Source organism: Thermococcus sp. SY098, from assembly GCF_035621495.1.
In the GTDB taxonomy this organism is placed as follows: Archaea; Methanobacteriota_B; Thermococci; order Thermococcales; family Thermococcaceae; genus Thermococcus_B.
This window is the reverse complement of the sequence record NZ_CP141821.1, coordinates 530920-554367: the sequence shown is the minus strand read 5'-3', so window position 1 is coordinate 554367 and position 23448 is coordinate 530920. Positions and strand designations below refer to the sequence as shown.

General features: G+C 42.3%; 22 protein-coding genes. 13 read left to right on the top strand and 9 right to left on the bottom strand.

The window, feature by feature from the left end; translation table 11 throughout:
- Positions 1 to 2: 2 nt before the first annotated feature.
- Genes VFC49_RS02995 through VFC49_RS02980 form a run of 4 tightly spaced genes read left to right on the top strand, consistent with a single transcriptional unit; the run spans position 3 to position 4548 of the window.
- Entirely contained in the window at positions 3 to 1100 is a 1098-nt protein-coding gene (locus VFC49_RS02995; protein WP_324736609.1) for a hydrolase, read from the top strand.
- Positions 1087 to 2430 (top strand): MFS transporter, encoded by a 1344-nt coding sequence (locus VFC49_RS02990; RefSeq protein WP_324736608.1) that lies wholly within the window; start codon positions 1087 to 1089, stop codon positions 2428 to 2430. The genes VFC49_RS02995 and VFC49_RS02990 overlap by 14 nt, the downstream gene beginning before the upstream one ends.
- Positions 2417 to 3241: a PIG-L deacetylase family protein gene (locus tag VFC49_RS02985; protein WP_324736113.1), complete on the top strand. Its 825-nt coding sequence runs from the start codon at positions 2417 to 2419 to the stop codon at positions 3239 to 3241. Before VFC49_RS02990 ends, VFC49_RS02985 begins: the two co-directional genes overlap by 14 nt.
- Positions 3241 to 4548 carry a hypothetical protein gene (locus VFC49_RS02980; RefSeq protein WP_324736112.1) on the top strand — a complete coding sequence of 436 codons (1308 nt, stop codon included), beginning with the start codon at positions 3241 to 3243 and terminating at the stop codon, positions 4546 to 4548. Before VFC49_RS02985 ends, VFC49_RS02980 begins: the two co-directional genes overlap by 1 nt.
- Here VFC49_RS02980 and VFC49_RS02975 read toward each other — a convergent pair.
- Positions 4545 to 5795, bottom strand: a complete 1251-nt coding sequence (locus VFC49_RS02975) for a glycoside hydrolase family 1 protein (RefSeq protein WP_324736111.1) — start codon at positions 5793 to 5795, stop codon at positions 4545 to 4547. The genes VFC49_RS02980 and VFC49_RS02975 overlap by 4 nt on opposite strands.
- Positions 5796 to 5932: 137 nt before the next feature.
- On the opposite strand from VFC49_RS02975, the gene VFC49_RS02970 reads away from it, so the two are divergent.
- The 3 genes from VFC49_RS02970 (at position 5933) to VFC49_RS02960 (ending at position 10374) form a co-directional block, all read left to right on the top strand.
- Positions 5933 to 8122 (top strand): hypothetical protein, encoded by a 2190-nt coding sequence (locus VFC49_RS02970; RefSeq protein WP_324736110.1) that lies wholly within the window; start codon positions 5933 to 5935, stop codon positions 8120 to 8122.
- A 62-nt stretch (positions 8123 to 8184) separates the two neighbouring features.
- A complete protein-coding gene (gene galT, locus VFC49_RS02965) occupies positions 8185 to 9174 on the top strand; it encodes a galactose-1-phosphate uridylyltransferase (protein WP_324736109.1) in 990 nt (329 codons plus the stop codon).
- A 117-nt stretch (positions 9175 to 9291) separates the two neighbouring features.
- A complete protein-coding gene (locus VFC49_RS02960; protein ID WP_324736108.1) occupies positions 9292 to 10374 on the top strand; it encodes an ATP-binding protein in 1083 nt (360 codons plus the stop codon).
- 1 nt (position 10375) lies between these two features.
- Here the strand turns inward: VFC49_RS02960 and VFC49_RS02955 are convergent, their stop codons facing one another.
- Positions 10376 to 11659, bottom strand: coding sequence for a C69 family dipeptidase (locus tag VFC49_RS02955; protein WP_324736107.1), 1284 nt, complete (start codon positions 11657 to 11659; stop codon positions 10376 to 10378).
- A 61-nt stretch (positions 11660 to 11720) separates the two neighbouring features.
- On the opposite strand from VFC49_RS02955, the gene VFC49_RS02950 reads away from it, so the two are divergent.
- Complete coding sequence (locus VFC49_RS02950) at positions 11721 to 12956, top strand: MFS transporter (RefSeq protein ID WP_324736106.1); 1236 nt, start codon at positions 11721 to 11723, stop codon at positions 12954 to 12956.
- Position 12957: 1 nt separating this feature from the next.
- Here the strand turns inward: VFC49_RS02950 and VFC49_RS02945 are convergent, their stop codons facing one another.
- The 3 genes from VFC49_RS02945 to pyrH all read right to left on the bottom strand — a co-directional run bounded on the left by VFC49_RS02945 (position 12958) and on the right by pyrH (position 15645).
- Positions 12958 to 13467, bottom strand: a complete 510-nt coding sequence (locus VFC49_RS02945; protein WP_420719625.1) for an RNA 2'-phosphotransferase — start codon at positions 13465 to 13467, stop codon at positions 12958 to 12960.
- Between the two features lie 134 nt (positions 13468 to 13601).
- Positions 13602 to 14921, bottom strand: coding sequence for an NAD(P)/FAD-dependent oxidoreductase (locus VFC49_RS02940; RefSeq protein WP_324736105.1), 1320 nt, complete (start codon positions 14919 to 14921; stop codon positions 13602 to 13604).
- Positions 14922 to 14961: 40 nt separating this feature from the next.
- Positions 14962 to 15645: a UMP kinase gene (gene pyrH, locus VFC49_RS02935; RefSeq protein ID WP_324736606.1), complete on the bottom strand. Its 684-nt coding sequence runs from the start codon at positions 15643 to 15645 to the stop codon at positions 14962 to 14964.
- Positions 15646 to 15801: 156 nt separating this feature from the next.
- On the opposite strand from pyrH, the gene VFC49_RS02930 reads away from it, so the two are divergent.
- From VFC49_RS02930 to VFC49_RS02920, 3 genes are read left to right on the top strand one after another with little or no spacing between them, the layout of a single operon-like run.
- Positions 15802 to 16167 carry a BlaI/MecI/CopY family transcriptional regulator gene (locus VFC49_RS02930; protein ID WP_324736104.1) on the top strand — a complete coding sequence of 122 codons (366 nt, stop codon included), beginning with the start codon at positions 15802 to 15804 and terminating at the stop codon, positions 16165 to 16167.
- A gap of 5 nt (positions 16168 to 16172) precedes the next feature.
- Positions 16173 to 16952, top strand: a complete 780-nt coding sequence (locus tag VFC49_RS02925; RefSeq protein WP_324736103.1) for a M48 family metallopeptidase — start codon at positions 16173 to 16175, stop codon at positions 16950 to 16952.
- Between the two features lie 51 nt (positions 16953 to 17003).
- A complete protein-coding gene (locus tag VFC49_RS02920; RefSeq protein ID WP_324736102.1) occupies positions 17004 to 17549 on the top strand; it encodes a cytidine/deoxycytidylate deaminase family protein in 546 nt (181 codons plus the stop codon).
- Here VFC49_RS02920 and VFC49_RS02915 read toward each other — a convergent pair.
- Both VFC49_RS02915 and VFC49_RS02910 read right to left on the bottom strand, forming a co-directional pair.
- A complete protein-coding gene (locus tag VFC49_RS02915) occupies positions 17546 to 17911 on the bottom strand; it encodes a DUF2304 domain-containing protein (protein ID WP_324736605.1) in 366 nt (121 codons plus the stop codon). The two genes, VFC49_RS02920 and VFC49_RS02915, sit on opposite strands and share 4 nt — an antisense overlap.
- Positions 17912 to 17917: 6 nt before the next feature.
- Positions 17918 to 19240 carry an HAD hydrolase-like protein gene (locus tag VFC49_RS02910; protein ID WP_324736101.1) on the bottom strand — a complete coding sequence of 441 codons (1323 nt, stop codon included), beginning with the start codon at positions 19238 to 19240 and terminating at the stop codon, positions 17918 to 17920.
- A gap of 55 nt (positions 19241 to 19295) precedes the next feature.
- Here VFC49_RS02910 and VFC49_RS02905 point away from each other — a divergent pair, with 55 nt between their 5' ends.
- Positions 19296 to 20201, top strand: coding sequence for a UDP-N-acetylglucosamine--dolichyl-phosphate N-acetylglucosaminephosphotransferase (locus tag VFC49_RS02905; protein WP_324736100.1), 906 nt, complete (start codon positions 19296 to 19298; stop codon positions 20199 to 20201).
- Here VFC49_RS02905 and cas6 read toward each other — a convergent pair.
- Entirely contained in the window at positions 20158 to 20907 is a 750-nt protein-coding gene (gene cas6, locus VFC49_RS02900; RefSeq protein ID WP_013467226.1) for a CRISPR-associated endoribonuclease Cas6, read from the bottom strand. The genes VFC49_RS02905 and cas6 overlap by 44 nt on opposite strands.
- Positions 20908 to 21104: 197 nt before the next feature.
- Here cas6 and VFC49_RS02895 point away from each other — a divergent pair, with 197 nt between their 5' ends.
- Positions 21105 to 22301, top strand: a complete 1197-nt coding sequence (locus VFC49_RS02895) for a proteasome-activating nucleotidase (protein WP_324736099.1) — start codon at positions 21105 to 21107, stop codon at positions 22299 to 22301.
- On the opposite strand, the gene VFC49_RS02890 is transcribed toward VFC49_RS02895, so the two are convergent.
- On the bottom strand, positions 22288 to 23400 hold the full coding sequence (locus VFC49_RS02890) for an MFS transporter (protein ID WP_324736098.1): 1113 nt from the start codon (positions 23398 to 23400) through the stop codon (positions 22288 to 22290). The genes VFC49_RS02895 and VFC49_RS02890 overlap by 14 nt on opposite strands.
- Between the last annotated feature and the right edge of the window lie 48 nt (positions 23401 to 23448).

The window sequence follows — 23448 nt, the reverse complement described above, 5'->3', positions numbered from 1 at the left end:
AAATGGCAAATGCCTTGGTATTTCATGCAAACCTTCAGTATGCTGAAATTCCAAAAAGTGAGATTCCAAAAGTTGTTAAAAAGTCATACATCCCAACAATTTTCGAGCTAATAAAAAGCGAGATTCCTTTTGCTTTGAATATTACGGGTTTTTCTCTCCAGTATTTGCCAAAAGACCTAATAACACTCATAAAAGAAGGTATTGAAAGCGATCTAATTGAGATTACCGGTACAGCTTACACTCATGCTATTCTGCCTCTCCTTCCTTTGGATAGGGTAGAGGCACAGATAATGAAAGACATAGCAGTTAAAGAGAGAACCTTTGAAGTGAAACCGAAGACCTTCTGGCTTCCCGAATTAGCTTACGATCCTATAATACCTGCCATTTTAAGAGACTGTGGCTATGATGAAGTCTTTGTTGATGGGGAAGCGTTGCTTTTCTCAAATCATCTAAATTCAGCAATTAAGCCCATAAAGCCTCTTTATCCTCATTTAATTAAAGCTCAAAGAGGAGAGAAATTTGTCTATTGGAATTACCTTCTTGGTCTGAGAGAACTAAAAAGTGCAATAAAGCTTGTATTTGGTGGAAAGGTTATTCTCAAAGCTGTAAAAGAAATTACGGGTATCCCAGTGTGGGTAGCAGTTAATACCGCCGTTATGCTCGGAATAGGCGGGTTCCCGCTGATGAACGTTAAGAAAGCCGTGAAGTGGATTAAAGGTCTGGATGAAATAATATTATACGGTACTGATCTGGAGTTTTTCGGATACAGGAATTTGGCAGGTTATATTTTGAGCATCCAGAAGCTCAGAGAGTTAATAAATGAGCTTAACAATGAGATTGTTCTCCCAAGCAGGCTGAAACACAGCGGAAGGAGCCTTTATCTGAGAACTTCAAGCTGGGCACCGGACAAAGGTTTGGATATTTGGACAAAAGATTGGGGAAATCAAAGATTGAACATGCTTTCATGGGAGTTGAAGTGGGAACATGCGTTTTTAGCTGAAAACAGTGATGCTCGCGGTTGGGAACCCCTGGCTGAGAGGAGATTAGATGCGTTTAAGGCTATTTATCAAGCCTGGAGGGAGGGTTATGGAAAACATTAGACGTAGGGTATCTATTGTGCTCCTTATTTTGATGGCTGCTTTTTTGATGGCAGATCAAAACCTTCTGCCCCCAAACTATCAGCAGATTATGCAGGAGTTCGGCATAAGCGAAACCCAAATGGGATTAGTTTCGACGATCTTTGTTGCAACAAGTGCATTAATAACCCTTATCTGGGGGTTCCTTTCAGACATTGGACGCAGGAAAAAGCTTCTTGTAATTGGAGTCCTAATCGGGGAAATTCCATGTTTCTTAACTGCATTTGTTCACAGCTATTGGCAGCTTTTGCTCATGCGTCTTTTTACTGGAATCGGAGTTGGTTCAATAATTCCGATAGGATATTCTCTGATAGCGGATATGTTTGAGGAAGAGCACAGAGGACGGGGGTATGCATATATTCAGACGGCTTTTGGATTTGGAACGCTCTTTGGAATGGTAATTGCTGGACTAATAGCGAGCTGGAGGCCGCCGTTTATAATAGCATCTGTTCCAAATTTTATTCTCGCACCCCTGTTTTACCTGATAGCAGAAGAACCTAAGAGGGGAGGAGGGGAAAAAGTCCTAAAAGAAGTTCTCGAGAGGGGCTACGAATACACCTACAGACTCAGCTGGGATGCTGTTAAAAAATCGTTCCAAACAAAGACGAATCTCCTGATATTCCTCCAGGGATTAAGTGGGACTGTTCCGTGGGGTGTTTTAATGTACTGGCTGGTTTCATTCCTTATCGTCACAAGAGGAATGGCAAAAGACACGGCGACGTTTGTTCTGCTAATTTTAGGGATTGCGACAGTTATAGGAACTCTTATCGGGGGTTTTGTAGGGGATTACTTTGAAGGAAAGATGAGAGGGGGCAGAGCGATTGTAACGGGCTTGGCAATATTCTTAGGCATGCTTGCGGCGATAGGAATTATTATATATCCCCTTCCAAGTCAGCTCAGTATTAAAGGCTGGATTGCTCTTGCACTTTATTCATTTCTCTTTCTCCAGCTGGTGAGCTTTGCTGGGCCGAACGTTACGGCAATAATTTCTCAAGTTAATCTTCCCGAGGACAGAGGCACCGTCTTCGGAGTCTTCAACATAATAGATAACGTTGGAAAAGCTCTTGGCCCTCTTTTCGGGGGATTCCTGATAGAAACGCTCAGAAGTGCCGGCTACTCAAATGCTTTGGCATATGAATATGCTCTCATAATCGGCTCGCTCTTCTGGATTCCGTGTGCTCTTGTCTGGCTGTGGATTAGAAAGCAATACCCGGAAGATAGAAGTAGGATCCAAGAGATTTTGAAGAAAAGAGCCGAAGAAATTTTGAGGAGGGGTAATTATGATGTCATTTGAAATGTTGAATCAAATGCTTGGGAGCTTAGATCAGAAAAAAGCGGTTAAGTTTTTACTTCAGAACATACTTGGGATTGATTTGGATAATCCCTTTGAAAATGTTGAGAAAGTTCTGTGCATCCAGCCACATCCAGATGACTGTGAGCTTGCAGTTGGGGGAATTTTGGCTAAGCTTTTCTTGGAAGGAAAAGAAATTGTGTATTTAACGTTGACAGATGGGGCTGTGGGAACCAGGGATCCTATGATTTCTCCTCAGGAGCTCGCTGGGATTAGAAAGAAGGAGCAGGAAAAAGCAGCAAAGGTCATTGGAGTTAAAAAGCTGATATGGCTCGATTATAAAGATACAGAGCTTCCTTACTCTCCTGAAGTAAGAAACAGAATAATAAGCGTGATCCGCAAAGAGAAGCCCGATATCGTCTTTGCCCCTGATCCTTGGCTTCCATATGAGGCCCATCCGGATCATAGAAACGCTGGCTTTCTGGCTTTGGAAGCTGTCTTTTTTGCTCCATTTCCTTATATAAACAAAGATGACCTTGAAAAGGGCTTGACACCTTACGAAGTCCCACTGGTTGCCTTATACTACACTGCGAGACCCAGCTACATCGAGGATGTGACAGATGTTTTTGATGTAAAACTCAGAGCTCTAAAAGAGCATAGAAGTCAGTTTGAAAAGAACTGGCAACAATGGGAGCTCTTTATTAGAATTGTTGGGATGTTCTATGGGAAGAAAATTGGAGCTATGTACGGAGAAGGTATTAAAGTTCTTCCAAAGCTGCTGTTGCATGTCACCCCCTTTGCAGAGGTGGTTTGATGAGAATAGCTTTTATAGGTGCTGGGAGCATCTTTACTCCTTTAGCCCTCTATACAATAGCGAACAGCGAAATTTTGAATAAGGCAGAGATTTACCTCGTTGATATTGACAAAGAGCGGCTGGAATTTATTGAGGCTGTAGGGAGAAAAATTGGCAAAGTTTTTAAGAAGGGGCTGAAAATTCGGGCTTTCCAGGACATCCGAGAGCTTGAGGATTTTGGTATCGATTATGCAGTTATATCGGTTGAAAAAGAGCGCTACAAGAGCTGGAGGCTGGATTTTGAGATCCCCCATAAATACGGTATAAAGCAGGTCTTAGGGGAGAACGGCGGCATCGGCGGCTTAAGCCACACCTTACGGGTTGTTCCTTTAGTCTTGAATATTGCAAAAAAGATTGAGGACATGAACAGTGATGCTCGTGTTTTCATCTACTCAAATCCAGAGCCAAGAGTTACGTATGCTGTCTTAAACTACACCAAGCTGAGAAATGTCTATGGACTGTGCACGGGTTATCTTGAGAGGAAAGAAACATTAGCTCCCTTGTTAGGGGTTAAAGAAAATCAAATAACTTTCATTGCAGCTGGTCTGAATCACTTCACATGGATCATGGAGCTTTACATTGATGGAGAAGAAAGTTATAAAAAGCTTGATTCTGCGTTAGAGAAGAATCCAAAATTTGAACCTTTGTCCCAGCTCTTATACAGAGCTTTTGGCTTGTTCCCCTCTCCAAGTGACAATCACATTGGAGAATACCTCAGCTTTGCATGGGACTTAATTCCCGAAGAGAAGAAAGGCTTGAAGTGGATCGAACGGACGAAAAAAGAGGGAGAGGAAGTTAGGAAGCTTTTGCGGCTGTTCCTTAAAGGTTTCGTACCCAAGTTTGCATTTAACAAGTTCATTAAGTTCCCGGATATTGCAATGAATATTGTTGAAGGGCTTGAAGGCAACAAAAAGCTTCAGGAGGCTATAAATGTCCCTAATAAAGGCTACATTGATTTGCCCTATGGAACTGTAGTAGAAGTGCCGGCTGAAGTTTCTCCCAAAGGAATCAAGCCTTTGAAAGTTAAGCTTACGAAGGAGGTAATACCGATGCTGAGAACTCAAGCGGAGATTCAGAAGCTCTCAGCTGAGGCTGCAGCGGAAGGCAATATAGAAAAAGTTGTACAAGCGGTTCTCCTTGACCCCGTTGTAAATGATGCGGAGAGTGGTTTAAGGGCTATAGCTGAGCTAATTGAGCTCAATTTAGACATACTTCCCAAGTTCAGCAAAGAAGATGCAGAAGAGATCAGAAAAATGGTAAAAAGTTAAAGCTCTCTGAGACCATACTTCTCCAACAGCTCATCACCTATTTCCTTCCTCTTGGCAACTTCACCATAAATGTATGCACTTTTTCTTGGCTTTCTCTCAAAAGTCTCATAGTCAATCTCAACGAGTCCAAACCTTGGTCTGAATCCCTCAGCCCACTCATAGTTGTCCATAAATGACCAGTAAAAGTAGCCGTTGATGTCAAGACCCTCTCTAATAGCTTTGTGGACATACTGCAGATGCTGGATTATGAACTCTATCCTCCACTCATCGTCAAGCGTTGCTATGCCGTTTTCCGTTATGTACATTGGTTTTTCGTATCTTGAAAAGGCTTTTATTCCCGCATAAATTCCCTTTGGATAGACACTCCATCCCATATCGGTCTTTCTGCTCACGCCGGCATCTTCAACTATGAATGGATTCAGTGGATTCCATCTTTTCTTGACCTTCTGGATGTTGTAGTAATTTATCCCTATGAAATCCAAATTGCTTTCACTTACTTCGTATTTTTTCATGAAGCTCTCGTAGCTTCCGTGGAAAATACCATCAATAAAAGCCCAGTTGAAGAGATAATCAACCCTATCCTTCGCTTCCTTGTCTTTCTTTGAGTTCGTAGCTGGAATGAAATGCTGATAATTCTTAACAATCCCAACCTTGAACTTTCCGTGGAGGATTTCGTAAGCTATTGCATGGGCATTTATCATGTTAACAGCAGCTTTTCCTGCCCTTAAGGGGTTCTTTTTGAAAGGGGGCCACATTCCCATAAGATAACCAGCGACAACGTAAACCATCGGCTCATTAAACGTAGCTACAAGTTTAACACCTTTAAGCTCAGCTATGACGCTAACGTATTCTTCCCAGTACTTGAGGTTTTCTTCTTTCTCAAAACCTCCCTTTAGGGCAAACCACGTTGGAAGGGTGAAGTGGTGAACCGTGAGCATTGGAGTTATTCCTTTTTTGTTGAGGAGGTCTATAATATCTTGATATCTCTCAAGAGCAGACTCATTGAGCTTTCCTTCTTCTGGGAAAATCCTTGCCCACTCCATTGAGAACCTGTAGGCGGAATAATTGAGTGATGCCATCAGTTCTATGTCCTTTTTATACAACTCCCAATGGTTGCAGGCTTTCCCGGCTTTAGGAAGCTTTCCCTTCTCAGCCCAGTACCACCAGTCGCTCCATATGTTGTCTCCTTCTATCTGGTAAGAAGATGTGGCTGTGCCAAATATGAAGTTGTCAGGAAATTTTAACATTGCAACTCCCCATTACCCAAATATGTGGCGGCATGTTAATAAACTTTGATGTCAATCTTGACATATATTAAGCTAAAGTTCCTATTTTGGTGAAAGAACTTGGAACTTTAGTTGTCTAATGAAAACTGTTTGGGTGTGTGGTAATATTGAAAAAACGCTTGCTGTTTGCCATTCTGGTCATATTTTCAATGGCTACATCTCCAATAGGAGCCCATTTTGACCCGCCTGGTCAGCCCGCGGTTCAGATAAATGTGTACTTTATAGGCATGTCCCTGAGCAAGGATATGGATGACGGGGCGAACGGATACGCGGACATAATCGGCACATATAAGGTTACGCACAGCGAACACAATACTAAAGACGGAAAGATAAACATGTTCTACTACGACTGGGACACGCTGAAGGGGCGAAATGGATATATAAAAAAGCGGCTGCTTTACAGCCACAAGGAGTGCTCCCCGGTAAAGCCGATAAATGTTGAGGTAAGCATGGAGGAGTACAACACCATCTTTTCAAACACGAAGCTCGGCTCGGGCTCCATAACGGTCACAAAGTCCGGAGTATATGAGATAAAGCTGGATAAGGGGAAGGCCCTCATAGAGGTCAAGATAACTCCCGCGGTTCTGTATTCTGAAAAATGCTCCTACTTCTACGACCAGCCGGAGGACTATGCGAGCAGCATCGTGACGAGCTCCGGTGGCTATGTCTACGACTGGCAGCTTGCAAACATGATGAGGATGTGGATAGCCAACAGGACGGGCTACGCGAACATGGTCTTCATCTTCAACCAGTGCTTTGGCGGAGGAATGATTGATGACCTTAAAGAAAAGCTGAAAGGGACCGGGGATGCGGCATTTTTGAGCGCTTCCAGGCATAACGAAACATCTTGGGGTCTCGCCGATGGATACACCCCTTCAAGCTGGCCAGAGATGGCAAAAAGAGGGTTCAAAAAACCTGAAGGTTACTACCCGAAGGAAGTTGGGGAGGAGCTGGCGAGGACGGGTAAGGATGCCCCAACGGTGAGAGAGATTGCCAGAAGAGCAGAGCAGCAGGATCCACGCGGCCCTTACGGGTTGGACTTTAAGGAAACCCCCCAGTACACCTCGATTGGAAAGGGGGGCAATATAAAGATTGGAAAGAAGGTTGACGGTTCTGATGTGGCAAGCAAGCATGCCATCCTTTTTGCTGGAGATGCTGACAGCAAGAGGCACTGGAACAACCTTGATAGGATATATAAGGCACTTAAAAAGCAGGGCTTTACCGATGGAGACATAATAGCTCTGGCTGGAAATGGAAAAACGCTGCCCAACGGTACGAATGTGCCGAGTTATGTGGACGGGCCCGGAACCAAAAAAGCCCTCTATGAGGCTATTGTAAATGTCAGCAAGAAAATGAACAAAAATGAGCAGCTCATATTCTGGGTGTCGGATCACGGGAATAGAGAAAGGACAGAAACAGCCCTTGATAAAGCGATAAAGGACCCCGTAAGGCAGCCGGTTCCTCCAAAAAGAACAGCCAAAAGACCGGGACAGATTTCATGGGATCTCGATGAGGAGTTTTTAAAGGTTATAAAGCTCGATCCAAAAAATCAGCCCTACGTGAGCATACTCGTTGAGGCGACACCTGAGATCGTGGAGTACGGGGAAAAGATGTTTGGGAACATAGTGCTCTATATAAACGGAGAAATGCTGGAGCTGACAATGGTCGAGCCCATTATTGCCTATGACGATGAGCCTGACCTTGATGCCTTCGAGCTTGTGTATCCCGTGGATGAGGGGATTCTCGGGGAGGAAAACCTCATTGAGGTTGGATGGGCAGGGGATGCGGAAATGTTCGTTAAGTACAACATAATGGGGCTCATGATAAGTACGGGCGGCATAAATGAGCTTGAAGCCGAACCCGCCGAAATTCTTGAGGAGCAAACTCTCTTTGACCTTCTCAGGGAGTATGTACCTAAGTACAATGAAAATGCTGATAATCTGCCCGGGTTCATTAAAAGAATGACCGGAAATGAGAGGATAGACCTTGAGATATCCCTTGAAAACGGCAGCGTCCTCAGCATAGGCATCGTGACGGAAGGGGGTTATATAACGGAATTTTCAAAAGGCAGAACTTCAGAGCCGACGATGAGGGCATGGACAAGCGAAGACGTTGCAAGGAGGATCATAAACTCTGAAGACCCCGTGAGCACGGGAGCAAACGCCCTAAAAATGGGCGAGATAAGATACAGCGGCGTCGGGTTTGGGAGAACCCTAAGAATCTTTGCAGTGAAGGTGGTCATAAAAGTGTACAGGGTGGTGGAGGTCATAGGAGACCTCTTCGGCTGACTTTTTTTATTTTGCACCGAAAGAAAAATTAAGCTTAACTGACATTTTTCTCTGGTGAGAGAATGAGGGAGCTCCGCTATAACCCCCTAACAGGCCAATGGATAATGGTTTCTGCCGTGAGAAAAAAGAGACCCTGGCGTCCTAAGAATTTCTGTCCTTTCTGTCCGGGAGGTGAGGAAACTGGTTTTGGCTGGGAGGTTCTTCTTTTGCCGAATAAGTTTCCGATGCTTGATTTCAAAGCGGAAAAGCCTCAAAATGGTGGTTTCTACAAAAAAGCCAGAGCTATCGGGCAGTGCAGCGTTATAGTGGAAACTCCGGAGCATAATCTGAAGGATTTGGACGAACTTTCTCTGGAGCAGATGGTTAAGGTTGTTGAATTATGGAAAAATGTAACTATGGAATTAAAGGATAATCCTCATGTTACATACCTTGCAATCTTTCGAAATAAGGGTGAGGAGATCGGTGTTAGCTTAACACATCCACATGGACAGCTCTATGCTCTACCATTTATCCCTCTAAAGGCTCGTTTGAAAATTGAGAACTCGAGGAAACATTACAAGCGCTTTGGCGAGTGCCTCTTCTGCCGCATCCTGGAGGAAGAGATGAAAGGGGAGAGGGTCATTTATGAAAATGAAAGTTTTGTTCTCTTCATGCCTTTCTTTGCGAACTGGCCTTTTGAGGTGCATATTTATCCCAAGCGTCATGTGCAGTGGCTGACGCAATTGAATAATGGGGAGATTGAAGATTTGGCCGACATTCTGAGAATGACAACGGCAACGCTTAACGCCCTCTTTGAGAGGCAGATGCCCTATGTGATGAACGTCTTTCAGGCACCGTTTAAAGGTCATTATGATTTTTATCACCTTCACATTGAGTTCTATCCGATGCTTAGAGACAGGGATAAGCTGAAATATGCCGCAGGCATTGAGCTCGGCACCTGGGAGTTCACCTACGATGGAGTTCCGGAGGAGTATGCTCAAAAGCTAAGAGAAGCCTGCAAGAAAATAGTAGAGAGGATTGGAGCTAAGGGGAAATGCTATGAAAAGATTTAGCTTTTTAAAGATTATTTTACCCAATGCGAAGATACTAACTGAGCTAAATTCTTTCCCTTTGGCAGAGATAATGTTATATACTTGCACCCCCAATAGTTACTTGTAGGGGTGCAAGTTATGTTATTTTCACCATATCCAAAGACCAAAAAAGAAGAGCTTTTTGACAGAGATAAAGAGTTTAGTGAACTTATATCTTCCATAGAGGATGGTGAGAGGCTCATACTCTTATTAGGAATTAGAAGACTCGGAAAAAGCTCCCTACTAAATGCTGCTCTTAATGAAATTGACTTTCCAAGTGTAAAAATTGACGTTAGAGAGGTTTATTTTGAACACTCTTCTGTGAACCGCTACCTAATTGCACGCTATTTCCTCTCAGCGTTGAGTGGAAAGAGAAAGATATTTGAAGAGGCTAAGATGTTCTTAAAGAATGTTAAAGGTTTAACAATCTCTGGGCTCAGTTTCAGTTTTTCAAAGGACTTCAACCTAACTGATGTCCTGAAAGCACTTGACGATTATGGAGAGAAAAACGGAACAAGGGTTATTATTGCTTTTGATGAAGCCCAGTATCTGCGCTTTGGGGGAGCTACAAGGTACGACGGCATTTTAGCTTATGCTGTTGATAATCTACCGAACTTGACCTTTATACTTATTGGAAGTGAAGTTGGTTTGCTTTTTGATTTCCTCAAGTTTGAGAACCCAGAGGCTCCACTCTTTGGGAGATATCATAGAGACATAGCTTTAAAGCGATTTGATGAAAAAACGAGTCTTTCATTTTTAAGAACTGGATTTAAAGAGGCTGGAAAGAGAGTTAAGAAATCTGAGCTTGAAGACACTGTTGAAAAGCTTGATGGAATTGTTGGATGGCTTGCCTTATATGGCTACCTTAGAGTTTCACAAAGACTCAGTCACAAAAAAGCTCTTGATGAAGTTTTTAAAGAGGCAAACAAAGCAATAGGTAGTGAAATGTCGAGACTCTTCGCATACAGTCCAAGATACAGGATGATTCTTAAAAGTATTGCTTTGGGTTATGAGAAGTGGAGCGAAATAAAAGACTATGTAACTCTAAAGCTTGGTTACATCAATGATTCAAACTTCTCAAATCTCCTCGAGAATCTTGTAAAGTACGGCTATGTTGAAAAGAAGAATGGCAGATATAAAATAGCTGACCCGGTATTAGCAAAGGTCTTTAGAGTACTGTAGATTATAAATTAATCCCAGCCCTCACATTCACTTTCTTCCAATTTCTGCTGTACAAAAATGGTGTCTTCCCTAACTTAATCTTTGAACTCCAATTCTCCACTAGCTTTCTTTCTTCCTTGAAAGCCCACTCCGTTAACGCCTTGAGGTCTTCTGGAGATGGATTTTCTCTAACTTGCCTCTCCCTTTCGATTATCTCTTTCTGCAGCTTGTTTCTCTCCCCAGCAAACTCCTCTATGTAGGCTTTGTAGTTCATCTGAAACTTTCTGTGGAAGAGCTCAAATCTCCACCAGTAGCTGTTTGGATTGTACTTGTTCGTCGGCTCCTCTCCCAAATCTGGGATTCCGCTTTCAAAGTATACTGGCTTAAAGATGCTTAAACATGGAAGTGAAGTCCCTGTAAACCAGTGCACAGGTAAATCGTCGTAAAGCTCCGATATCTGCGATGAGGCAGTTTGAGACGGCCTCGTTAAGCCTCCAAAGTGCATGCATATATCCCTCATAGAACCTTTGGCAGGCTCAAAGTCTTCAGCCTGGTGAGAGCGAAGAATCTGCATCATATATTCAAGAGTTATTTCCCCTTTTTTCTCGCTGAGCTTTTTGTATGTGAAAGTTCTCCTCTCCCTGCCATGAGCAAAGTGAGTGTAAAATCTGTCGGAAAAATATTTAGCAAAGTTGAAGTTTGGCTTTTCCTTTGCAAGTTTTTCAATGCTCTCCGATGCCAAATCCCACTCATTCCCTATGGTGAGGGCATTTGAGATGGAGTAAACATCTTTAATCTGCTTGGCAACCCAGTGCTTATCTGCGGTTTCAAGAACCCACGCTTCGTTTTTATCGGCGATTATGAAGGAGTTGTGATACAAAAGTTTATGCTCGTAGCTTCCGTTTCCTCCCTGGCCGTACTCTTCAATTAGTGAAGTTATAAAATCCAAAGCTTCTCTGCTTGATTTTGTTCTCTCCAAAGCTAAGCGAATAATATCCATGCCCAAAATTCCCCTCTCAGGAACTTTCAGCTTTGTAAATACAGCTGTGTTTCCGATTACAAGACCGAATTCATTGGCTCCCATCTCTGCTCCCCACATCCACCAGGGGCGCGAGAGGATTACGGCGTAGGTTTCCTTAACTTGCGGAAATTCAACATAGGTGAGCTTAACCTTTTCTTCTTCATGTTTCTGCCTTGGAAGAAACTCCAGAATTTGAGCTTCATTTGGGTCTCTATCGCTGTTTTTGGCAAAAATCATTATTCCCTCTTTAGTGGCATCTGGAGCGGCAACTAATATGTCGCACATAAGATTCCCCTCTGAATGTTTAGATAAAGGTTTATAAAACGTTTTTGAAAAGTTGAGAGCGATGAAGAGGGAGAAGGCAGTGATGCAAGCGCTAAGAGAAAGAGTGGGCAAATTTAACACAAAGCAGAAGAGAAGGAAAAATATTGTCCTATTTGCTATCGGGATGTTTCTTGCAAATGTTTCTTGGGGCATAGCCTTTCCCTACCTGAGCGTCTATATGAGGATAATTGGGGGCACAATGCTCTTCGTTGGTCTCTTGAGTGTGGTATTCAATATCACCTCAACAGTCTTTCAGTACCCATTTGGATATCTCTCGGATAGAACTCAAAAGAGAAAACCTTTCATAGCATTTGGAGTCTTTTCCTCTGGTTTGATTTATGTTTTTATGGCTCTGGTCTCTTCACCAATCCTGCTTTTAATTTTGAGAGCTTTTCAGGGAGCTTTGACTTCAGCCATGATGCCTGCTCATTCAGCTCTAATCTCGGAGCTCTCAACTAAAGTTGGCTCAGCCTTTGGGTTCTTTAGTTCAGTTGAGAACGCTGGATACATGCTTGGGAACTTTCTTGGGAGCTTTATCGTAGAATATTTTGGAATTAGAGGAGCATTTTTTGTTGCGTTCTTATTTGCTATCCTTGGAACGCTGTTTGTTTTGATGATAACAGAAAGGGTGAGGCCTAAAAAGAGGGACTTCGGTATAATAGCAGTCCAAGAGGGAAGGGAAAGCGATAAGGTTGTCTTTGAAGGTGCAGCTTTTAGAAAGTTTATGCGTGGAAACTTGAAATTTTTCTATATTTCCGTGCTTTTGGTGATGATAGCGTCGGGAGAAGTGTATTCAGTTTTATCGGTTTACTTTGGTGAGCTTTTTGGAGAAAAATGGGTTGGGGTGCTCTTTGGAATTGATTCGTTAGCTGCTGCCGTAAGTGCTGTCTTCATAGGAAGGCTGATAGACAGGTATGGGGCAAAGCTTTTCTACCTTTTGTCAATTGCTGGTTATATGGCCGTTTTTGTTAGCTACACTTTTGCTACAAGTCTTTGGCTTATGGTTGCGGTTTGTGTGTTCTCTGGAATTAAGTGGTCAATGACCATCAGCTCTGCCTCGACATATGTGGCATTAAAGGTCAAGAGAAGTGAAAAGGCTCAGGCAATGGGACTTCTAAATGCTATGATGAGCCTTGGATGGGCAATTGGACCAATGCTTGGAGGGTATTTGGCTGGAATTAACTTTAAACTGATGTTCCTTTCGACTTTGGTTCCCCTCAGTCTTGCCCTTCTTTTGACGCTCAGACTTCAGGAATAGATCATTCCCACAGCACTATGCACTCGGGTGGGACGTATTTAACAATTCTAACGTTTTTACCGGCTTTGTATACCCTGTAGCCCTTTCTCCTTAAGCATTCTGCATCAATGACCAGAATCACGACATTTTTTCCGTGTCTTAAGCCTGTGTAGTATGCTTCGGTTTTATCCTTTGTTAGATGAACAAACCTCCTCTTCATGGGCTTTAATCCTTCTTTCAGAATGCTGTCCAGATTTTTCCGTGGTGTTCCGTGATAAAGGATTCTGCTTTCCGTATCTTCCTCGTGGTCTAAAAACACTTCGTAGCTGTGCCCATAGCGTGCTCTGATTTTATCTTCCCTAATCTCAAAGCGTCCCTTTGGATCAAGCTCAGCAACAGCTCTGACGTGATCTTCTGCAACCCAAGGATAAACACTTTTAAGGGCTTTAATGAACTCGTCAAGCTCAATAAATCCGAAGTCGTCTGGATTGAGATCGAACTCCCACGGAGAGTGTCTCAAAATGTAAGTCATGAGCTTGCTTAACTTTACCCTTCTCCGACCGTCCAAGAACAGCTTGCCTTTATGCTCTTCTGTGAATTTGCCGTTGTGGATGTAGATGTCCCTCATTGAAGGTTCACCAGAAGAGAGTGTAAAAAGAAGGGAAATCACTTAAATCTCCTTAATGCCATCTCTGCTGCGACGGTTATTGGATCAATCGTCGGGCTTATCGGCGGAGCGTAAGCAGTTTCAAGGTAAACGATGTCCTCAACTGTGGCATTTTTCTGTGCCAAAGCAGAGAGGGTCATTATTCTGCCCCAAACCCTCTCACCACCGACTATCTGGGCTCCAATTAGTTTTCTGTCTTCTTTTCTGAAAATCAGCTTAACATGGATTGGCTTTCCTCCGGGATAATACTCTGGCTTAGTTGAACCTTTGAACTTCCCAACAACAACGTTTATACCTTCTCTCTTAGCTCTCTCTTCTGTCATTCCAAAGGTTCCAATTTCGAGATCAAAAAGCTCTGTTATTGCTGTGTTGAACACGGGCTTGAACCTTACGTTTTTGCCGAAGATGTTTTCAGCAGCAACCTTTGCCATCCTCACAGCAGTGGTGCCGAGCTGACTGAGGGTTCTTTTACCGGTTACTGCATCAAAGACCTCTGCACAGTCTCCTATGGCATAAATGTCTGGATCGCTGGTTTGTAGATACTCGTTTACAACTATTCCTTTATTGACTTCAAGACCTGCTTTTTTAGCTAAATCGATGTTAGCCCTGACTCCAGTAGCTACAAGAACGAGATCGGCTTCGATTTCTTCGTCTCCAATCTTGACAGTTTTGACTGGGCTTCCAATTATCTCGTTTACTCCAACACCGAATCTAAAGCTTATGCCCTTCTCTTCTAAGTGCTGCTGCACAATCCTTGCCATATCTTTGTCGAGCATGATTGGCAGTAAATGCTCCAAAAGCTCTACAACCAGAACCTCCATACCGAGCTCCCTAAATGCTACAGCTCCCTCCAGCCCTATAAGACCAGCACCGATAACAACAGCCTTCTTAGGCTTCTTCTCCTCAATGTAGGCTTTGATTTTTCTCACATCATCCATGCTTTTAAGTGTAAAGACACCTTCGTTTTCAACTCCTTTTATTGGAGGTACAAAAGCTCTTGAACCCGTTGCAAGGATGAGCTTATCATAGGGAACTTCACCTTTATCTGTTATTACAACTTTCCTTTTCATATCGATTTCCTTTGCTTCTGTCTCAAGCATCAGCTGGATTTTCTGCCTCTCATAAAAGCTGTTTGGAAAGACAACTATGTCTTCGAGCTTTGGTATTTTTTCGCTGAGAACGAAGGGCAGAGCGCAGGGTGAGTACTGCATGGTCTTTTCCTTCCCGATGACAATAATCTCAGCCTTTCTGTCAATTTTCCTTGCAAAAAGTGCAAAATTGCTTCCAGCAGTTCCAGAGCCAATGACAACAATTCTCATCACTACCACCAAAGAAAAATTGAAAAGAGGGTATAAAAATCTAAGGTTCAGGCTCAACAATCGTTCCGTTGTGCTTTCCTCTGATGACATCAAAGAGGTTTATCGCATCATTCTTGCCAACAACATATGTCCTGATCTTTCCCCTCTGGATGAACTTTGCTGCCAAGGCATCAACTACGCTGCTTCCTCCCGCTTTGCTCTCTCCCTGCATGGCAATTTCTACGAGCTGAGCGGTTGTAATCTTCCTGAGCTTTTTGGCGTTTGGATTATCCCTTGGGTCGCTGTCGTAAACGCCGTCAACATTTGTTATCACAACCAAAAGGTCTGCCTGCAGATATTCAGCTAAAAGAGCAGCAACGGCATCTGTTGTATGTCCTGGATGAGTTCCTCCCATGATTGGTATCTTTTTGAGCTGTATAACTTCCCAGGCTTTTCTGAAGTCTTGAACAACGAAAGGGTAAGCCTTCTCTCCAAGAGCCGCTATAAGGAGCATAGCATTTGCCCGTGTGATGTGGATCCCTATGTAATCTTTGAATGTCTCGTTGGGGGTAAATGTTTTTGCTGCTTTAATGTATTCTCTTGAAACCCTTCCACCTCCAACAACAACGGCAACCTCATGATCTTCGCTTATCTTGACGAGCTGGTAAGCAAGCTTTTTGATAAAATCAATATCGGGTTTATCAGGAACAAGAACAGAGCCTCCAATATCAAAGACTATCCTCATGACGACCCTCACGAAGTTAATCCAGCAGGCTTTATAACTTTTTCTTAGCCCTAAATTTGTCAAATTGTCAGAATGACAAAGATTCTTGGCTCACTTATATAAACATAAAGTTTATTTATCCTCTATACGAAATAATTTTCGGGAGAGTGATAAAGAATGGAGCCCCATGAATTTAAGCTAAATGAAGAGGGACTGAGAGCAGTTCTGCCACCGTTAGAGGCGGAGATTATGGAGTATATGTGGAAGGTAAAGATAGCCACAGCTGGGGAGGTCTATGAGCACATGAAGGAGAAACATCCAGAAATGAGGCGCTCAACGGTCAGCATACTTATGAACCGTCTTTGTGAACGCGGGCTTTTGAAGAGAAGTGTTGAAACTGGCAGGGGCGGGATGAGGTATGTGTACAGCATAACAACGACAAGAGAGGAATTTGAAAAGAGGATCGTTGAGACAATACTAAACGCGCTTATGAATAATTTCAAAGAGGCGACATTTGCATACCTTTCGAAAATAAAGAAGTGATTTAGATGCTGAGACTCATAATCTTGGCTCAGATTTTGATAACTGTCTTATATTTGGGCAAATTTGGGTTAGTTGTTGTATTTGGCTCTGTTTCTATGCTTCTCTTAATGTATTTGTGGGTAACCAGGCACTCTCTTAAGAGGGAACACTCCAAGCTTGAGTGGGAGGACATGCCTTGGCTGTATGATGGGATTGCCAGAATGGCTAATAAAGCGGGAATTGGGATGCCCTATGTTTACATCCTCGATGATTATATCCCGAACGCCTACTCCTTTGGCAATTCAATTGTGCTCTCTTTGGGGTTGTTTGAAGTATTGGACAGAGAGCAGATCTTAGGTGTGGCTGCCCATGAAATCGGACATATTAAAAATGGGGACACAGTAATATTCCCCATTATAGCATATGGTAGGTATTTCATGCTTTTTTTGGCTGGAGCAGTTTCATTAGTTGTTCATAACACAATTGCTGTACTTGCATCGCTGGGGCTTTATGTGCTTTATGAAATTGAGAGACTTAAATTTCTTAAAGAGAGAGAGTTCAAAGCTGATGAAACAGCGTTGTATCTCTTGGATAGACCTTTTTCTCTTAAAGAAGCCCTTGAGGAGCTGAAGTATTATGAAGACCTGAGAATAAACGTTAGAGCTTCAGCTCTGCCAGGAATAGAGCCCAATATTGAAAGAAAACAAAAGAAAAGTTTTATGGACACTCATCCAAGCTATGATGAGAGGATATGGAGAATACTTGCAGAGATTGAGGGAGCGATGTTTAGGGATACCCTTAAATGATTCAAAAATTCTTTTAAGATTTTGTTTCTTAATCCTTCTTTGGGTGAGAGTGTGAAAGTTGAGATTGTTCTGGATGAGAAAAAAGCAGAGCGAATTAAAAAAATCCGCCCTACAAAGGATGAATATTTCATGCTGATAGCAAAGCTTGTTTCACTTAGGGCAACGTGTCCAAGGTTAAGAGTTGGTGCTGTTGCTGTAAAAGATGGATACATTCTTGCAACAGGTTATAATGGAGCTCCAAGGGGCATGGATCACTGCATTGATGTTGGTTGTTTAATAGTGGATGGGCATTGTCACAGAGCAGTTCATGCTGAGCAGAACGTCATAGCAATGGCGGCGAGAAAAGGGATAAGCCTCGAGGGAGCAACGCTTTACGTTACCCACTTTCCATGCGACACCTGTTTTAAGCTCTTGGTAAATGCTGGGATAAAGGAGATTGTTTATGAGGAAATGTATCCGAACAAAGCTACGGAGATTCTGCTTAAAGAAGCTCAGGAAAAAGGCATGATAAAAATTAGGCAGTTCAAGCTCTCTAAGGAAAGAGTTAAGGCTTTCTTAGAGGAACTGTTTGCAAATGAATTCTGTGATAAGGATTAGCTTTTTTTCTTTATCTCTTCTAACTTCTCATTTATTTCCCTCAGCTCTATTGCAATCTTTCTTGTAAGCTCTGTTATTTCCCTTTCTGCTCTATCAACTGCTAAATATATCTTGAAGATCATCAAGTAGCTTATTCCAATCGCTACAACAAAGAGGGCATCTAAACCCCTGCCGAGTCCAAGCACTCTCTTGATCTCAAGTGAAATTTCAATTGGTTTGAGGGTAATTATCAGCATTACCACAAGCAGGATTTCCCAGAACAGAAAATCCTTCCACTCCAATTCCCTTCTTCCATATTTGCTTAAAACATAAATCATTAAACCGAGGATTGTCACAATTGCTATATACTGAACCGCTAACATTTCCACTCACCTCAATTTATCAAAAAGCAGATTTAAAGCTATTTTAATGCCTTCAAACACATTTGTCCCTTTCTTCATAGCATACTCAGTATAAATGGCTCTAATGGGGACCTCTACAATTCTGCACTTGTTTTTGCTTGCTTCAATTATTATTTCGCTTGATACTGCATAGCGGTCACATGTTATCTTAATTTTGGAAGCACACTCCTTGTTAAAGCACCTTAATCCACTTTGGGAGTCACTGACATATCTGCCAGCAAAGACCGCAGTTATTGCATCGAGAACAAAGTTTCCAAAACGCTTTATAAAGGGCATTTGACTTATATCTCCTCTAAGTCTCGAACCAATGGCTAAGTCAGCTTTGCCCTCAGCTACGGGTTTCATGACCCTTAGTGCATCTTTGACTAAGTGCTGTCCATCTGCGTCGAAGGTTATTATAAGCTCAGCATCTTTGAGGAGAGCATATCTTATTCCCGTTCCGAGTGCCCCTCCAAGTCCCCTGTTAACGAGATGTGTTAGAACCCTGACGCCTCTGCTTTTTGCTATTTCCTCTGTTTTATCCCTGCTGCCATCATTAACTACAATGATGTGCTCTGGCTTAAAGTACATAAGAAGGTCATCAAGGACTTTTCCAATTGTGTGCTCCTCATTGTATGCTGGAACAACAACATATGCATTTAAAATTCTGCGAAAGAGAGATAAGAGTTCCTTCATAGTTGGAACTTCAAAATCTGCTTTTTCTTCGATGGAAAAGCTCATTCTTCCACTTTCATGTTCTGTTATCAGAATGCTCAAAGCCCCGACTTTTTTTGCTGGAATAATATCGTATCCGTGATCACCAATAACAACGGTCTTTGTGGAAGGAACTTTGAAATGTTCGAGGATTCTTCTAATGTGCATTTCATTCGGCTTAACTTCTCTCCAGGAGACATCGTCCCGTGTGAGGATAAGCTCGAAATAATCCTTTATCCCATGCATCTTTAAAGCTTTAAGTGTTGCATTTCTGCAGTTTCTTGTCATAATTGCCAATTTTATTTCCTGGCTCTTTAGGAACTCCAGAACCTCTTTTGTGCCCTCGAACAGAAAGCTTTCATGCACCCTTTTAACTTCCAGCTCCTCAAGCAACTTCTTCAGTTCATTCACATCTCTTCCGGTCTCTTCTGCAATCCTGAAAAGGCTTTCATACATGGGTGTGAGATCGCCTATTATTTCTTGGGGAATACCAATTTCGAGAAGTTTTTCTCTCAGCTTCTCCTTGATTTCCATGAAAGTCATGGGGGCACCTATGAGAGTTCCGTCGAGATCAAATATTGCCAATCTTATGTCCATTGAGATCACCGAAGGGTTTATCTTTTATGCTGTCTCATTCTTTTGGGGATCAGAGATGATTTGGGCATTGGCATTTATAGGGTTATCCCTCTCGCTGATTTTGACCTTCTACACTGCCAATATAATGAAAAAAGCGGGAATAGTTGGGAAGGACATACATAAGCGGGATAAACCAGAAATTCCTGAAATGGGAGGAATTGCAATTTTAATCTCTCTTTCAGTAGCCTTGACACCTGTTTTAACTGATAATCTGTCAACAGTGCTGCTGGTATTTCTCCTTTTTGGAGTGGTGGGAATCATTGATGATTTAACGAATCTCAGGCAGTCTCACAAAGTTCTGCTCTCTTTGCTGGTCTCTTTACCTCTATTGAGCTTAAAGGTAAGCAGTGGTCTTAATCTTCTGCTCTTTACGATTAATTTGAAGACACTATACTATCTGTTTGCTGTTCTATTTGTGACAGCTTCTGCAAATCTTGTTAATATGCTTGCAGGTTTTAATGGGCTTGAAGTTGGAACTTCTGCGATAGCCTTGCTCTTTTTGGGATTGATAACGTCTGGAGATGCTCAAGCGTTGGCTTTTGTGGGATTTGCTGTTGCTATTGGATTCTTGTGGTGGAACAAATATCCAGCAAGGATCTTCCCTGGAGACACTGGAACTCTTAGCCTGGGAGCCCTTATAGGATTAGTGGGGATACTCGGCAAAGCTGAAATGTTTGCAGTAATTCTCCTTGTCCCTCATATAATTGATTTTCTTCTAAAGACAAAAATAAAATTCAAGGGGCGACCGCTGGGCAGAACGGAGATCTTGGAAGATGGTACCTTAAAAGCACCACCGTATCTAAGCTTTTTAGGTTTAATAATGAGGGCAAAAAGGGTAAAGGAGTATGAGCTTGTTGCGATTGTGTGGGCAATTGAGGCTATTCTCGGCTTCGTTGTGCTTCTTCTTCATCAATTACTTTGACCATTCCAAACCCATATTTCGTTTTTTCGCCAAATCCATTTTCATAGGCAAATTTTGCTATTTCTTTTGATCCGTAATACCTGAATACCATGAGAGAACCCCGGAAGTATGTATCCTTGACTTTAATCCTAACAGGTTTGTACTTTATAACATCGATTCTAAAATCTTTGTCCTCGGGCATTCTCTCCTCAATTTCAGAAAAGCGCATTAGCATTATTTTCCTGAGCTTATCGTGAAATGTTTCCTCACTGGGGTATAAATCCCAAATTTTCATTCTATTACCTTCAAGCTTTACCGTCCGCACTATTATAGGGCTCAGAGTGGAGAAGAGAGTACCATCTTTTATCTTGGGTTCTCGGAGAACCTTAACACCATCCATGATGAATGTTGAATTTTCAATTTGAAGCACAGGATTCTCAATGAATCCCTCAACTATGGATTTTATTACATCAACAACTGAAGAAGAGATGTAAAGGCATACCTCATCGGACAGAATTTTAATTCCCTTATCGGGTATAAGTTCTCTTTTTCTTACCATTATTCTGGAGAATGTAAAGTAGTCCTTGTGGGTAGTTTCCAGCAATCTTGCAAGCTCGGGGGAGTTTATGGCTACTTTTTGAATAATTTGAGTGTAGACATCATAGTTGTAGTTAAAGGGGAGAATTGTTCCTTCATCTCTGGGTTTGAGCCTGATTTCTATTCTCATTAAACCCACCCTCCTGATTAAGCATTAAAATATACGCATTCATCGTTAATAAGAATTTCGAGTTGAGTTAGTACATATCAAAAATCGTACCAAAACTTTATAAAGAAGCTTAAGAAGTGAAGGTTAGGCGAATCTAATGGTAATCGGGAATAGAGTTAAAAGTTCTTCTCACCAAATTAGTTATGGAGGGATAGGTTATGAGTGACATTAATGATGTCGTCAAATCTCATGATGAGTATGATGATTACATCATTTATCTAAAAAGAAGAATTAGACAGCTTGAACTTCAAGTGAGAACCCTTGAGGCAGACAAGGAGAGACTTGAGAGGGAGCTTTCACGCTTAAGAATGGAGATGTCAAGGTTAAGACAGCCACCAGCTTTTGCTGGAACTTTGCTTGAGATACTCGACGATGACAGGGCGATAGTTCAGAATTACAACGGTCCGAGATTTGTGGTCAGAATAGCCCCATGGATTGAGAAGGAAAAGCTGAAACCGGGGAGTAGAGTGGCACTTGACCAGAGGACAATGGCTGTTGTTGAAATACTGCCATCACCGAAGGATCCTTCTGTCCTTGGGTTTGAAGTTATTGATAGACCAAACGTAACGTATAACGACATTGGTGGGCTGAAGAAGCAGTTACAAGAACTCAGAGAGGCAGTTGAGCTTCCGCTTAAACATCCAGAGCTGTTTGAAAAGGTTGGAATTGAGCCGCCTAAGGGTGTTCTCCTTTATGGTCCACCGGGATGTGGAAAAACATTGATGGCCAAAGCTCTTGCAAGGGAGGTTAATGCAACATTCATCAGGGTTGTTGGCAGTGAGCTTGTAAGAAAATACATTGGAGAAGGTGCTCGATTGGTGCATGAGCTGTTTGAGCTGGCAAAAGAAAAAGCCCCCACTATAATCTTCATAGATGAAATTGATGCCATAGGGGCTAAAAGATTAGAGGAAACCACTGGGGGAGAAAGAGAAGTCAACAGAACCTTAATGCAGCTTTTAGCAGAACTTGACGGATTTGATCCAAGGGGTAACGTTAAGGTAATAGCAGCAACTAACAGACCTGATATCTTAGATCCAGCACTTCTTAGGCCAGGAAGATTTGACAGGTTGATTGAAGTTCCGTTACCTGACTTTGCAGGTAGACTGGAAATCCTCAAGGTTCACACAAGGAAGATGAACCTCAGGAACGTCGATCTTAGAGTTATTGCAGAGATGACAGAAGGGGCAAGCGGTGCAGATCTCAAAGCCATAGCAACGGAAGCTGGAATGTTCGCCATCAGAGACAGGAGGGAGTATGTAACACAGGAAGATTTCCTGAAGGCTGTGGAGAAGGTATTTGGCTCAGAACAGAGATTAGCACAGCAGATAGCTATGCATGAAGTTATGTATGGTTGATCTTTTTCTTTTGTGTCCCTATTATTATCACTGCAGCCACATACGTCAGTGGAATAAAATAAAATGCCTCCCCATAACCCAAGGTGTCAATTAGGACTCCAAGGAGATATGGGCCGAGAGTTGCTCCAAAGAATCCCATCATATTGACAAAACCCATTACTGATCCTTTATTTTCATTTGTTGCCTGTTCTGCAGTATACGCTGTAACTATCGGACCAACTGAGTAGAAAAACAAACCCAGAATTGGCATTATTATGGGCATTGCTGTTTTTGCTAACAGGAATGAGAGAAAGGCATTAAATCCAAGGGACAGAATTAAGCTTTTCTTTTTAAGCCTGTCATAAATTGTACCACCTACCAAAGAGCCTGCAATCCCAACTATTGAGAGGATAGAAAAATATAATGAAGCTTCCTCTAAGCTTCTCCCCCTGTTTACAAAGAAATCTGGAAGAAATGTCAGCATGCCAAAGAATGCCAGCATACTTATGAAATTCATAATGCTCAGCCTAATGACATGCTTTGGGATTCTAAGCTTTGCATGTTCAACTTCATGAAGTTCTCCTTTTATGGATAGAAGCAATGTAATGCCAATTATCGCACTCATAGCAGAGAGAACCAAAAATGCATATCTCCACTCCAGAGCCAACGCAATAGGAACAACAATCAGAGGAGCTATCCCACTTCCTATTGGCGGGCCAACCATAAAAACACCAAGAGCTGAACCTTTCTTCTCTTTATAAATGTCGCTGATTAGAGCTGTCGCTGGAGCATAGTAAAGACCTGCGAAAATGCCGTAAAGAGCTCTTATGCTTAACAATTCCCAATACTCTCTTGCAAAGATTATGAGTGCACTTGCAAGGGAATAACCAAGAATACTGATCACAACAAGCTTTTTTCTTCCAAGTTTATCCCCCAAATATCCTGCGGGAACCTGAATTAGAGCATAGGGTAAGAGAAGGGAAGTCATCAGAAGACCTGCTTGGGCGTTGTTGATTCCAAGCTCTGTCTTTATTACAGGGATGAGAGGTGGGATGGCCATTCTATGGGCATAGTTAAATATCCATCCGAGGGAGAGGAGCAATAATAGTTTCTTCCGCATGCTTTTAGATAAAGAGTTAAGCGTTTAAAAATTTATCTTAGATTAGGT

What these genes read in the sequence shown, in the direction of transcription:
- VFC49_RS02995 (WP_324736609.1), top strand. Translation starts at nt 3, where the DNA reads ATGGCAAATGCCTTGGTATTTCATGCAAACCTTCAGTATGCTGAAATT.
- VFC49_RS02990 (WP_324736608.1), top strand. Translation starts at nt 1,087, where the DNA reads ATGGAAAACATTAGACGTAGGGTATCTATTGTGCTCCTTATTTTGATG.
- VFC49_RS02985 (WP_324736113.1), top strand. Translation starts at nt 2,417, where the DNA reads ATGATGTCATTTGAAATGTTGAATCAAATGCTTGGGAGCTTAGATCAG.
- VFC49_RS02980 (WP_324736112.1), top strand. Translation starts at nt 3,241, where the DNA reads ATGAGAATAGCTTTTATAGGTGCTGGGAGCATCTTTACTCCTTTAGCC.
- VFC49_RS02975 (WP_324736111.1), bottom strand. Translation starts at nt 5,795, where the DNA reads ATGTTAAAATTTCCTGACAACTTCATATTTGGCACAGCCACATCTTCT.
- galT (WP_324736109.1), top strand. Translation starts at nt 8,185, where the DNA reads ATGAGGGAGCTCCGCTATAACCCCCTAACAGGCCAATGGATAATGGTT.
- VFC49_RS02960 (WP_324736108.1), top strand. Translation starts at nt 9,292, where the DNA reads ATGTTATTTTCACCATATCCAAAGACCAAAAAAGAAGAGCTTTTTGAC.
- VFC49_RS02955 (WP_324736107.1), bottom strand. Translation starts at nt 11,659, where the DNA reads ATGTGCGACATATTAGTTGCCGCTCCAGATGCCACTAAAGAGGGAATA.
- VFC49_RS02950 (WP_324736106.1), top strand. Translation starts at nt 11,721, where the DNA reads ATGAAGAGGGAGAAGGCAGTGATGCAAGCGCTAAGAGAAAGAGTGGGC.
- VFC49_RS02945 (WP_420719625.1), bottom strand. Translation starts at nt 13,467, where the DNA reads ATGACTTACATTTTGAGACACTCTCCGTGGGAGTTCGATCTCAATCCA.
- VFC49_RS02940 (WP_324736105.1), bottom strand. Translation starts at nt 14,921, where the DNA reads ATGAGAATTGTTGTCATTGGCTCTGGAACTGCTGGAAGCAATTTTGCA.
- pyrH (WP_324736606.1), bottom strand. Translation starts at nt 15,645, where the DNA reads ATGAGGATAGTCTTTGATATTGGAGGCTCTGTTCTTGTTCCTGATAAA.
- VFC49_RS02930 (WP_324736104.1), top strand. Translation starts at nt 15,802, where the DNA reads ATGGAGCCCCATGAATTTAAGCTAAATGAAGAGGGACTGAGAGCAGTT.
- VFC49_RS02925 (WP_324736103.1), top strand. Translation starts at nt 16,173, where the DNA reads ATGCTGAGACTCATAATCTTGGCTCAGATTTTGATAACTGTCTTATAT.
- VFC49_RS02915 (WP_324736605.1), bottom strand. Translation starts at nt 17,911, where the DNA reads ATGTTAGCGGTTCAGTATATAGCAATTGTGACAATCCTCGGTTTAATG.
- VFC49_RS02910 (WP_324736101.1), bottom strand. Translation starts at nt 19,240, where the DNA reads ATGGACATAAGATTGGCAATATTTGATCTCGACGGAACTCTCATAGGT.
- VFC49_RS02905 (WP_324736100.1), top strand. Translation starts at nt 19,296, where the DNA reads ATGATTTGGGCATTGGCATTTATAGGGTTATCCCTCTCGCTGATTTTG.
- cas6 (WP_013467226.1), bottom strand. Translation starts at nt 20,907, where the DNA reads ATGAGAATAGAAATCAGGCTCAAACCCAGAGATGAAGGAACAATTCTC.
- VFC49_RS02895 (WP_324736099.1), top strand. Translation starts at nt 21,105, where the DNA reads ATGAGTGACATTAATGATGTCGTCAAATCTCATGATGAGTATGATGAT.
- VFC49_RS02890 (WP_324736098.1), bottom strand. Translation starts at nt 23,400, where the DNA reads ATGCGGAAGAAACTATTATTGCTCCTCTCCCTCGGATGGATATTTAAC.